The sequence below is a fragment of the Herbaspirillum sp. B65 genome, from assembly GCF_000333555.1.
In the GTDB taxonomy this organism is placed as follows: domain Bacteria; phylum Pseudomonadota; class Gammaproteobacteria; order Burkholderiales; family Burkholderiaceae_D; genus Herbaspirillum; species Herbaspirillum rubrisubalbicans.
In genome coordinates this window covers 1-9,961 of the sequence record NZ_BADI01001087.1, presented here as the reverse complement: position 1 = coordinate 9,961, position 9,961 = coordinate 1, and the positions used below count along the sequence as shown (strand labels likewise).

13 protein-coding genes are annotated in these 9,961 nt (G+C 59.2%); 6 read left to right on the top strand and 7 right to left on the bottom strand.

Features of this window, described 5'->3' with window-relative positions; all coding sequences use genetic code 11:
- The 5 genes from I5W_RS25795 to I5W_RS25775 form a co-directional block, all read right to left on the bottom strand.
- On the bottom strand, nucleotides 1–283 hold a 283-nt coding region (locus I5W_RS25795), incomplete at its 3' end, for a cation:proton antiporter domain-containing protein (protein ID WP_044531397.1).
- Between the two features lie 452 nt (nucleotides 284–735).
- Nucleotides 736–1,038 (bottom strand): hypothetical protein, encoded by a 303-nt coding sequence (locus I5W_RS25790; protein ID WP_017452991.1) that lies wholly within the window; start codon nucleotides 1,036–1,038, stop codon nucleotides 736–738.
- Between the two features lie 145 nt (nucleotides 1,039–1,183).
- Nucleotides 1,184–2,428: an MFS transporter gene (locus I5W_RS25785; RefSeq protein ID WP_044531396.1), complete on the bottom strand. Its 1,245-nt coding sequence runs from the start codon at nucleotides 2,426–2,428 to the stop codon at nucleotides 1,184–1,186.
- A 111-nt stretch (nucleotides 2,429–2,539) separates the two neighbouring features.
- Nucleotides 2,540–3,373, bottom strand: coding sequence for a putative hydro-lyase (locus I5W_RS25780; protein WP_044531395.1), 834 nt, complete (start codon nucleotides 3,371–3,373; stop codon nucleotides 2,540–2,542).
- Nucleotides 3,374–3,511: 138 nt separating this feature from the next.
- A complete protein-coding gene (locus tag I5W_RS25775; RefSeq protein ID WP_044531394.1) occupies nucleotides 3,512–4,417 on the bottom strand; it encodes a LysR family transcriptional regulator in 906 nt (301 codons plus the stop codon).
- Nucleotides 4,418–4,521: 104 nt separating this feature from the next.
- Between I5W_RS25775 and I5W_RS25770 the strand changes: the two genes are divergently transcribed.
- The 6 genes from I5W_RS25770 to I5W_RS25745 all read left to right on the top strand — a co-directional run bounded on the left by I5W_RS25770 (nucleotide 4,522) and on the right by I5W_RS25745 (nucleotide 8,210).
- Nucleotides 4,522–4,866 (top strand): type II toxin-antitoxin system RelE/ParE family toxin, encoded by a 345-nt coding sequence (locus tag I5W_RS25770; protein ID WP_044531393.1) that lies wholly within the window; start codon nucleotides 4,522–4,524, stop codon nucleotides 4,864–4,866.
- Complete coding sequence (locus I5W_RS25765; protein WP_044531392.1) at nucleotides 4,863–5,186, top strand: helix-turn-helix domain-containing protein; 324 nt, start codon at nucleotides 4,863–4,865, stop codon at nucleotides 5,184–5,186. The genes I5W_RS25770 and I5W_RS25765 overlap by 4 nt, the downstream gene beginning before the upstream one ends.
- 193 nt (nucleotides 5,187–5,379) lie before the next feature.
- Nucleotides 5,380–6,099: a FadR/GntR family transcriptional regulator gene (locus I5W_RS25760; RefSeq protein ID WP_017452987.1), complete on the top strand. Its 720-nt coding sequence runs from the start codon at nucleotides 5,380–5,382 to the stop codon at nucleotides 6,097–6,099.
- A 140-nt stretch (nucleotides 6,100–6,239) separates the two neighbouring features.
- Nucleotides 6,240–7,631, top strand: coding sequence for a TAXI family TRAP transporter solute-binding subunit (locus I5W_RS25755; protein WP_017452986.1), 1,392 nt, complete (start codon nucleotides 6,240–6,242; stop codon nucleotides 7,629–7,631).
- A 151-nt stretch (nucleotides 7,632–7,782) separates the two neighbouring features.
- The gene (locus I5W_RS25750; protein WP_017452985.1) at nucleotides 7,783–8,013 is read left to right on the top strand and encodes a hypothetical protein; all 231 of its coding nucleotides are present in this window, start codon (nucleotides 7,783–7,785) and stop codon (nucleotides 8,011–8,013) included.
- Entirely contained in the window at nucleotides 8,013–8,210 is a 198-nt protein-coding gene (locus I5W_RS25745; RefSeq protein ID WP_044531391.1) for a hypothetical protein, read from the top strand. The genes I5W_RS25750 and I5W_RS25745 overlap by 1 nt, the downstream gene beginning before the upstream one ends.
- A 1-nt stretch (nucleotide 8,211) precedes the next feature.
- Here the strand turns inward: I5W_RS25745 and I5W_RS30580 are convergent, their stop codons facing one another.
- On the bottom strand, nucleotides 8,212–8,835 hold the full coding sequence (locus tag I5W_RS30580) for a putative type VI secretion system effector (protein ID WP_252717227.1): 624 nt from the start codon (nucleotides 8,833–8,835) through the stop codon (nucleotides 8,212–8,214).
- Nucleotides 8,836–9,015: 180 nt separating this feature from the next.
- The gene (locus I5W_RS30575; RefSeq protein ID WP_082803205.1) at nucleotides 9,016–9,771 is read right to left on the bottom strand and encodes a putative type VI secretion system effector; all 756 of its coding nucleotides are present in this window, start codon (nucleotides 9,769–9,771) and stop codon (nucleotides 9,016–9,018) included.
- Nucleotides 9,772–9,961: the final 190 nt, after the last annotated feature.

Sequence of the window (9,961 nt, the reverse complement as noted above, 5' to 3'; positions counted from 1 at the left end):
ACATCACCAGACCCAGCGCCAGCGCCAGGATGGGGCGTGCCAGCCGGAAGAATTCGCGCTTGGGCATACGCCAGCCATCGGTAAAGAGCAGCGGCGGGATGAACAGCAGCAGGAACAGTTCCGGATCGAAGCTGATACGCAGGCCGAACATGGGCAGTGCCAAGACCGCACCGAGCGCGATCTGGAACAGGGGCAAGGGCAACTTGAACGGGGCCAGCCTGGCGACCACGCCGGAGACGGCCACGGCCAGCAGCAGGATCAAGACGGTAAAGACGATTTCCATGGAGGCAGCGGTTGATGGTTCTGGTAACGGGGCGCGGGTGGGTCAGACCGGCGTGACCGCAGCGAGTTGCAGGGGACGAACAAAGAGTTGCAACAGGCTTGCAAGTATACGGCAGGACGTACCGGCCTGCCTCATTGCTCGGCGGCGGAACGCAAAAGACAATGCCGGCACGCGGCCGGCATCGGGAGAGGTGGGGCGGACGCAGAATTGCGCGGCAAATCAGGCACAGGGAAATCCTGCGCAATTCTTCTTCAGGAGGGAAAAAACCGGCTTGCAGTCCGCAGAGGACGCACAGACCTTCACTTTTTCAGCCAAAGCGCTTGTGCCGGGCCGGTGTGCAGTTTGCTGGCCGCGTGCAGCGGGGCGGATCGATCAACACCACTTCCCTGCCATTGCCAAAAAGGCGCAACGCCCGCAAGAAGCGGGCGTTTTGCCATCACCGACATCGCAGCTTAGCTGTTCTTGTGACTTTGCTGTCCTGCCTTCACGTGTTGCTCATGCGAGCCGCCACGGGTGGAGTCGCCGTGTTGCTGGCTGGCTCCACTGCTGCTCTGGTTCTGCTGATCGTTCTTGTGACTTTGCTGGCCGGCCTTGACGTGCTGCTCATGCGAGCCACCTTGGGTATGGCTGCCGTGTTGCTGTCCGGACTGGCCGCTGCTCTGGTTCTGCTGGTCGTTCTTGTGGCTCTGCTGACCGGCTTGCACATGCTGTTCGTGCGAACCGCCGCGGGTTGCGCCTTGATCTTGGTTCGACATATCTCTGGCTCCTAAGTGGATGCTGCGCTCATGCGCAGTCCTTGCATCATCGGTCCTGCCTCGCTTCGGCCGTATAGGCCAAGAGCCTGTGATGATGTAGGCGCCCACTGTCGGAAGCGTCATCGCCGCGCTCGGCGGTGGTTGCTCATGCGCTGGCCACGGCCGCCTCCAGCTCCTTGCCGCGCGTCTCCGGCAGCGCCAGGCAGGCCAGGATCACCAATGCATAACAGGCCGCCGCGACCCAGCCAATGGTCTGCCCCAAGGGCAGGCTGTTGCCGAGGTATCCCACCAGCGCCGGGCAGATCGCCCCGAGGGCACGGCCGACGTTGTAGCAGAAACCTTGTCCAGAACCACGCACGTCGCTGGGGAAGAGTTCGGACAGATAGGCGCCCATGCCCGCGAAAATCCCCGAGAGGAAAAATCCCAGCACGAAGCCCAGCGCCAGCATCCAGGCATCGGTAATGACCATTTGCGTATAACTCAATACCAGCACGATGCCCATCACCGCAAAGAACATGAAGCAGCGGCGGCGACCGATGGTGTCGGACAGCCAGGCCGAGGTGAGATAACCACAGAAGGAACCACCGATGAGCACCAGCAGATAGGTACTGGTGCCCAGCACCGAGAGGTGGCGTTCGGTCTTGAGGAAGGTGGGCAGCCAGGTGGTCACCGAGTAATACGCACCCTGCATTCCGGTAGCCAGCAGACTGGCCAGTAAGGTCGTGCGCAGCAGGTCGCGGTGGAAGATGCGCAGGAAGTTGCCGCGTTGGCCGCTCTGGCGCAGCCGGGCCTGGGTCGCCAGGTAGATCTCCGGCTCGTGCAGGGTGCGGCGGATGTAGAGTGTCAGCAGAGCCGGCAGGATGCCGATCCAGAACAAGACCTTCCACGCCATCTCCGGCGGCAATACTGCGTAGATGCCCCAGAAGGCTAGCGCCGAGGCGGCCCAGCCCACGGCCCAACTGCTTTGCACCAGGCCCGAGGCCTTGCCCCGATGACGTGCCGAGATGGTCTCGGCGATCAGTACCGATCCCACCGCCCATTCCCCGCCCATGCCGAAGCCTTGCATGGCGCGGGTGAAGAAGAGTTGGCCGAAGGAATTGGTAAAACCGGAGAGGAACGTAAACAGCGCAAACCACAGCACCGTCCATTGCAGCACCCGCACCCGGCCGTAGCGGTCAGCCAGCACACCGGCCGCCCAGCCGCCCACGGCCGAGGTGAGCAGGGCGCCGGTGGCGATGTAGCCGGCTTCGGCCTTGCTCATGCTCCATGCGGCCAGCAGCGTGGGGATGAGAAAGGTATAGATCATGTAATCAAAACCATCCACCGCATAGCCGGTGAAGGTCGCCGTGAGCGTGCGCCGCTCGCTTGTCGTTGTTTCCTGCAGCCACATGATGATCCCCGTAATGAAAGTATGTAAATCACTGACGTGCGCCCACCGTCTGCCTCGCACATATCGACGTGCCGGGCAGCGTGGGAGAAAAACGGATGTTCCCGCCGGCAGCTAGGCGGGCTGGTCCAGCAGTTCGCTATTGAGCTTGTCGGTCACCAGCATGTAGCCCGGTGCATGGGTGATGCACAATTCGGGCCGGGCGGCGACGATGGCGGCCTGGGGCGTGACGCCGCAGGCCCAGAACACCGGCAGTTCATCGGCATGGATGGCCACCGCCTCGCCATAGTCGGGCTGGTGGATATCGGCAATGCCGATCAGGCTCGGATCGCCGATGTGGATCGGTGCACCATGCACCTGCGGAGTGCGCGCGGTGATCTGGATGGCGCGGATGGCATCGGCGGCCTTGAGCGGACGCATCGATACCACCGTGGGACCGCTGAAGACGCCCACTGCTCGGGTCGGCAGATTGGTGCGATACATGGCCACGTTGCGACCCTGGCTGACGTGGCGCAGCGGGATGCCGGCGGCCAGCAGCGCGTGTTCGAAGGAGAAGGAGCAACCCAGCGCGAAGCTCACCAGATCTTCTCGCCAGTACTCGCGCAGGTCGTTCACTTCGGCCACGCGCTCGCCGTTTCTCCATACGTGGTAGCGCGGCACGTCACTGCGCACGTCCAGGTCCAGGCCCAGCCCCGGCAGGGCCGGCGAGCCCGGTTCGGAGACGCCCAGCAAGGGACAGGGAACAGGATTGCGTGCGCAGAATTCACGGAAGTCCGCCGCCAGTGCCGCCGGCAAAATGGCCAGGTTGACCTGGACGTGGGCGCTGGCCACGCCGCTGGTGTGCCCGGTGAAGGCGCCGCTGCGGGCGGCCAGACGCACCTCTAATGCGCTCGACGCCGCCGATAGTGCGGCTGGCGTGGCGGACAAGGCGGTGGCAGTCTCTGGCATGGCGGTCTCCCTGGTTGAATGGAGCCGATGTTAGGAGCGTGCCGGGAGGTCGTCCAACAAAAAATTTATATCTTTTGTTATCGATTTTTTCGATGAGGACAATGGAAAATTCACTATAGCGATTTCCGTGCCAGCCCCTCATTTTTCTGCTGCGCGGCCTTTTGCTTGTGCGCGCCGCGCATGGTCCAGGGCCGAATCGAGCACCAGCTCGGCCAGACTGGAACTGGGGTCTTCGCGATAGCTGGCATGGATCTGCAAGGCGGCAAGGGTGGCTTCGCAGCGCAGGATGCGCAGCGGCAGGCGACGCGTCAGTTCACGCACCGAGGCCCGCGGCAGGGTGGCCACGCCAAAGCCGCCTTCGACCAGTTGCACCATGGCCGAGATCGAGGAAATGGCGTGCACGCGGGGATTGAGCACGCCCCATTCCTGGCACAGTTGCAGCAGTCCCTGGTGCGGCTGCGAGCCGCGCTGGAAGGTGATGAGGTCGTGCGCGGCCAGTTCCTCCAGGGTATGCACGCGGGTGCCGAAGCGCTCACGGTGGCCGACGAAGACCATGCCCATCGGCGTCATCAGCCGTGAACGCACGGCGGTGTCGCTGCCGACCGTGGAGGTGAAGACCAGGTCCTGGGCCCCGCGCCGGATCTGTTCGGTCAGCACCGGCGAGGTTTCCACGGTCAGTTCCAGTGCAAAGTCGGGATAGCGGCTGCGGATCTCCTGCAACCAAGCCGGCAGCCAGCTATGCACCACCGATTCGATGCTGCCGATGCGCAGCAGCAGCGGACCGGCGCTGTTGCCACCGAGTTCCTGGCGGATCTGGCGCTGCATGTCGAGAAGCTTCACGGCCAGGCGCTGGAAACGCTGGCCGGCGACCGTCAGACGGAATTGTTTTTCACGTCGGTCCAGAAGGACCACCCCCAGCTCTTCCTCCAGCGAGGCGATGCGGCTGGACATGGTCGATTGCGTGATATGCAGCTTTTCAGCGGCGCGGGTGATGCTCTTGAGCGAGGCGGCCCAGTGGAAGGCTTCGACGAAACGCAGGTTCATGAGGGGCAGGTAGAGGAAGGTTGAACTCAAGGGGGACAGGCCCTAGATCGATTCTGCCCTATGGTACGATGGAGCACCATACGTGAAATGCGTATGGTTCGCGGATGGAAGCCGTATTCAAAGAAACGCGAATGTTTGAAGCCTACCGGGCGAACTATCTCTCGGATGAGGCTTATGCTGAACTTCAACAGATGTTGATGAGGCATCCTCATGCGGGCAAGCTGATCAAGGATACGGGTGGGCTAAGGAAGATTCGTTTTCCTGATGCACGCCGTTGCAAGGGTAAACGCGGGGGCTTGCGGGTCATCTATTATTTTTGGAGTGAAGAACGTCAGTTCTGGCTTTTTTCAATCTATGACAAAAATGAAATGGCTGACCTGACAGCCGAACAGCGCAAGCTGCTCAAACGCGTTCTGGAAGATGAATTGGCCCGAGGGAAAACATCATGAAGAAGAAAAGAAACCTGTTCGACGAACTGATGGCCGGAGTCGAGGACATGGCCGCCGAGCGCAAAGGTAAGCTCACTTTACGCACTACCAAGGTGAAGCTATCGCCGGAACCTGTCTCGATTACTGCCGAAGAGATTCAGCGAGTCAGGAGCAAGGTACGTGTTTCGCAAGCCATCATGGCGCGCAGTCTACGCGTCAATGCCCGCACCTATCAGAACTGGGAACAGGGCGTCTCCCGTCCGAATGCCCAGGCTGCCGTCTTGCTGAAGTTGGTTGATCAGGATCCTAGCCTCATCGCCCGCATCAGTTCTCTGGTCTGAGGCAACCCTGCGCAGTACTGTATTTCTTGCGCACTGCACCAAAATTCCCGTCGCTTGACACATCCCGCCTCGATACCTATCCTCCACAGCCATTGGTCCTACCTTTTGTCGCCTTTGCAAGTCGCGGCGACCGACCACATAGGCATTGCCGGTGCGGCAATGATTCATCCCTTCAGGTACGCATTCCGACAGCATGTCCTTTGATCCTATCGTCCAGAAATCGATTTCCGAGCAGGTCGCGCAGCGGCTGCTGACCATGATCCGTAGCGGGCTGCTCAAGCCTGACCAGCAGCTCCCACCCGAGCGCGAGCTGGCCGCCATGTTGGGGGTAGGCCGCCCTGCGGTACGGGAAGCCATCCGTGGGCTGGCGCTGCTGGGCCTGCTGCGCATCCGCCAGGGCGAGGGCACCTTCGTTAGTTCGCTGGAAACGCGCGAACTGCTGGAGCCGCTGGAGATGATCATCGACCTCAATCCCGGCACGCTGGAGGCGCTGTTCGATGCCCGCCTCATCATCGAGACCGGTGTGGCGGCGCTGGCGGCAACTCATATGCCCGAGGCCGAACTGGCACGCCTGGCGCGCAATGTCGAGGATGAGGCACGCCTGTTGTCGGACCCGGCGGCGTTTTCGGCGGCGGACGTGGAGTTTCATGAAGCCATCATCGAAGCCTGCGACAATCCTTTCCTGCAAAGCATCGCTGGCAGCCTCTACATGCTGGGCAAGAAGAGCCGCTCCATCACCTCGCGCATTCCCTCCACGCTGGAGCGCAGCCTGCAAGATCACCGCGACATCCTCGCTGCGCTCAAGGCGCGCGATCCGCACAAGGCTGCCGAGGCCATGCGCCACCACCTCTTGCGGGTGCGCGATGCCTATCGCAGCGCCGGGCGCAGCCAGGACGAACCGGTCCACGACTGAGCCTGCCGCAAATCTGAGCAGGAGCATCTGGTTCAAGATGGATAAGGTGCTGCCCTCAGCAAGTTTCTTGCCCTAATACTTCACATTGCGTTACAAGCAGGGCAGGGCCAAAGCGCGGCGGCGCGGCTAGAATAGCGCCCATGCTCAAAGACAAGAAACTTTCTGCCTATGCGCCCTCGGCCACCCGGATCCGGGCGCGCTTCGTGGCCATTTCCTGGCGTGACCTGGCCGTCAGCTTCGGTCCCATCATCCTGTTGATCCTGGTGGGTGCCTGGCTGGTGATCTGGCTGATCCGGCCGGCGCCGCCATCTTCCATCACCATTGCCGCCGGTCCCAAGGACAGCAATTTCTGGCGCGTGGCCGAGCGCTACAAGACCTTGCTGGCGCGGGATGGCATCCGGCTCGATATCGTGGAGACCGGTGGTTCGCTGGACAATCTCAAGCGCCTGGCCGATCCCGATCAGGACATCGACGTCGGTTTCGTCCAGGGTGGCCTGGCCAGCGCCGTGCCGGCCGAGGCGCTGGAGTCGCTGGTGTCCTTGGGCAGCATTTCCTATGTGCCGGTATCGGTGTATTACCGAGCCCCACCGCCGCGCGAGGATGGCCGCCCGGTGCCACCGCTGCGCCAGTTGTCGGAGCTGGCCGGCAAGCGCATTGCCATCGGCGGACAGGGCAGTGGCTCCAGCGTGCTGGCCGCCACGCTCCTGAAAGCCAATGGCGTGGAAAACGGCGGCGCCACCCAGCTATTGAACATCGGCGGCGACGAGGCGGCCCATGCCCTCACCAGCGGCAAGATCGATGCCGCCTTCCTGATGGGCGATTCGGTCTCGGTGGCGACCATGGGCAAGCTGCTGCGCGCGCCCGGTATCCGGCTGCTGGACTTTTCCCAGGCCGATGCCTACGTGCGGCGCTTCCGTTACCTCAATACCCTGAAGATGCCCATGGGCGTATTCGACCTGGCACACAACCTGCCGGCGCGCGATACCCTGTTGATCGCCCCCACGGCCGAACTGGTGGCGCGCGACGACCTGCATCCGGCGCTCTCGGACCTGCTCATTGCCGCCGCCCGCGAAGTGCATGGCAAGGCCAACGTGCTGCAGAAGGCCGGCGAATTCCCGGCACCGCTGGAACATGAATATCCGATCAGCGACGATGCCGCGCGCTACTACAAGTCCGGCAAGACTTTCTTCTACCGCACCTTGCCCTTCTGGATGGCCAGCCTGCTGGACCGGGCGGTGGTGATCGTGCTGCCGGTGATCCTGTTGCTGATCCCTGGTATCCGCCTGGTACCGATGCTCTATGGCTGGCGCGTGCGCTCGCGCATCTACCGCTGGTATGGCGAACTGATCGCCCTGGAACGGGGCCTCACGCGCGACTCCCCCGAGCAACAGGCCGAGATGCTCAAGCGCCTCGATGAGATCGAGATCGCCGTGAACCGCATGAAGATGCCGCTGGCCTTTGCCGACCAGTTCTACGTGCTGCGCGAACATATCGGCTTCGTCCGTGCCCGCCTGGCCGGCGGTGTGGCCTAGGCGCCACGGTGATCCGAGGCCGGCGGGGCAGGGTGGACGGTTTGTTGTATGCTCGCCATGGCAGCCACAGTACTGTATAAAAAATACTGTGTATTCATACAGTACTGTGCTAAAGTGAAACCTCCTACCGACAAGAAGAGGAATCGCTGCCATGACACACTTTGATCTTGCTTCCGACGCTCGTTTCGCTGTTGCATCTTCCAGCCCGTCCTCGCTGGCCATCCGCCTGGGTCGCCGCGAAATCTTCATCTGCCGTGATACCTATGTGCGCCGTTACCGGGTCAATCCGGTGATCGAGTGCAGTGCTGGCATCGAACCTGGTCACGTGGAAATCCTGTTGTTCCGCCGCTGGCTGATGGTGCTCTCGAAGGCACGCAACTGATGCGGCGCGCCCTTGATTGGTTGGTGGTCGATGCGCTGGGGCAGGTGGCTGGCGTGGACCCGCGTTGGCTGCCATGCCCGTCCAGGACGGGCGTGGTGCTTGAGTTGGGGGTGGCGGCCAATGATGATTCGGTGCGGTTGAAGGGGTTGCCGGTGGAAGGGGAATGGTGCGGGAGTCGTGAGTTCCGTGGTCCCTAAGTCAGTATCGGAAATACAGGATGCCACATTCTGGGGCGTCCTCTTCTCTTGCAAGTTTTTTGGATGACTTGACCAAGTCAATGTGAGCAGGTTGCCCTAGTTCAAGTGCCCGGAAAACCTTCTCCGCAAGTCGTACAAAAGGCATCCATTTCAAAATCATCCAAAATGCAATCAGGCTTATCGCTAGAAAGAAAACTGCATAAATCCACCGCACGGTTGAATTAGAGGCAAGCATCGACCAGAGCCAAAGTTCTCCGGTATCGAAATCGATACTGATAAGAGAGAGCGCAATAAAAGAGATAACTTCGAAAATCAACATCCATTTCACGGCGTTTTTCACATGACTTGAGCTACCTCTTGAGCAGTGAGGGTATAAAGCAATAATTCTTTCTTCTTTCTTCACGATACCAAACAGCTCATAGTGATCACCGTGCCTTTCAACTGCGGCATCGACACTGTCACCTTCGTTCAATGGGCTTCGCCAAAGCCACCCGCTCACTCTGCGCCCGTCCAGGTCAAATTCAACGTAGTCAGCTTCTTCTTCTATGGAAGAAGCATGGGTGGACAATGTGGTTGCGACGCCGGATAAGCCTGATAGCGCTGCCCCCACTGCAACAATGCCCACCGTAGTTTGGTCACTTTCGGTAAAAACGAAACTGGCTGTGTCGCGTCTCTTCTCTTCTTATAATTGGTAACGCGACCGGATATCTTTTCCAGACTATTATTTTCTGGTTGTTTTAAGAATGTGCTCACGGCCTCGTTCAGTCGTTATTTTTTACTTTGGTTAGGCGGTCATCCCGTCAATCTAGTATCTGAAATACATGACGCCACATGCAGGTTCATCACCATCTCTCGCTAGTTTTTTTGATGATTTGACTAAGTCAATGTGCGAGGGATTTGGTAGTTCTAGTGTATGGAAAACTGCTTCTGCAAGGCGAACGAAAGGCATCCATTTCCTGATCAAAATTGCACAAATCAAAGTGGGCGACAAAAAAAAGGCGATATCTAATAGCATCACGGCTCGGCTGGCAAAAAAATCGCGCCAAAACAGTACTTCACCGGTTTCCCAGTCAATGCTGATTAGTGATGCAAATACAAAGCAGACAATAGTGAAAATGCTTGACCATTTCATCGCATTTTTGATGTGACTTATTTTTCCTCTGGAGCAATGAGGGTACAAGGCGATGATTCTTTTTTCCTTGTTTATCATTCCTAATAGTTGGTAGTGATCGCCATTTGACTGAACAGCGACCTCTACTTCGTCACCTTCTTTAAACGGGCTGTGCCATAACCAACCGCTTATCCTATTGCCATTCAATTCGAACTGAACGTGATCTGCCTCTTCTTCCATGGAAGAAGAATAGTTGGATAGGATGGCCGCTTGTCCAGCAAGACCCGCAGCAGCAGATGCCACAGCAAATACGCTCAAATTTCGCTGATCATTTGGAGTAAAGAAGAAGCTCGCAGTTTCTCGAGAAGCTTTATAGTTCTGAATTCTGCCTGATAGCTTTTCAAGCCTTTTCTCATCAGTTGGTGCCGGGTGTTCGACAAAAAAGCTCATATTTTTCTCTCAATCATACATTTTCATTCATCTCTTCGATTGTAGGTTTGGGAGCTGATTCCCAGAATCTATCATTAGATGGGGCGGCGGCAGGTGCTAGATCAATCGAAACCAATGCGCGATTGAGTGCCGTGGTTTGTGCTGCGCTAGAAAGAAAAGCAGCTTTAGTATTACGCTCTTGCCAAAGGCA

Excerpts from the sequence above, each read along its gene's own strand:
- I5W_RS25765 (WP_044531392.1), top strand. The coding sequence starts at position 4,863 with ATGAAGAAGAAAAGAAACCTGTTCGACGAACTGATGGCCGGAGTCGAG.
- I5W_RS25745 (WP_044531391.1), top strand. The coding sequence starts at position 8,013 with ATGCGGCGCGCCCTTGATTGGTTGGTGGTCGATGCGCTGGGGCAGGTG.
- I5W_RS25770 (WP_044531393.1), top strand. The coding sequence starts at position 4,522 with ATGGAAGCCGTATTCAAAGAAACGCGAATGTTTGAAGCCTACCGGGCG.
- I5W_RS30575 (WP_082803205.1), bottom strand. The coding sequence starts at position 9,771 with ATGAGCTTTTTTGTCGAACACCCGGCACCAACTGATGAGAAAAGGCTT.
- I5W_RS25785 (WP_044531396.1), bottom strand. The coding sequence starts at position 2,428 with ATGTGGCTGCAGGAAACAACGACAAGCGAGCGGCGCACGCTCACGGCG.
- I5W_RS25760 (WP_017452987.1), top strand. The coding sequence starts at position 5,380 with ATGTCCTTTGATCCTATCGTCCAGAAATCGATTTCCGAGCAGGTCGCG.
- I5W_RS25775 (WP_044531394.1), bottom strand. The coding sequence starts at position 4,417 with ATGAACCTGCGTTTCGTCGAAGCCTTCCACTGGGCCGCCTCGCTCAAG.
- I5W_RS25755 (WP_017452986.1), top strand. The coding sequence starts at position 6,240 with ATGCTCAAAGACAAGAAACTTTCTGCCTATGCGCCCTCGGCCACCCGG.
- I5W_RS25750 (WP_017452985.1), top strand. The coding sequence starts at position 7,783 with ATGACACACTTTGATCTTGCTTCCGACGCTCGTTTCGCTGTTGCATCT.
- I5W_RS25790 (WP_017452991.1), bottom strand. The coding sequence starts at position 1,038 with ATGTCGAACCAAGATCAAGGCGCAACCCGCGGCGGTTCGCACGAACAG.
- I5W_RS25780 (WP_044531395.1), bottom strand. The coding sequence starts at position 3,373 with ATGCCAGAGACTGCCACCGCCTTGTCCGCCACGCCAGCCGCACTATCG.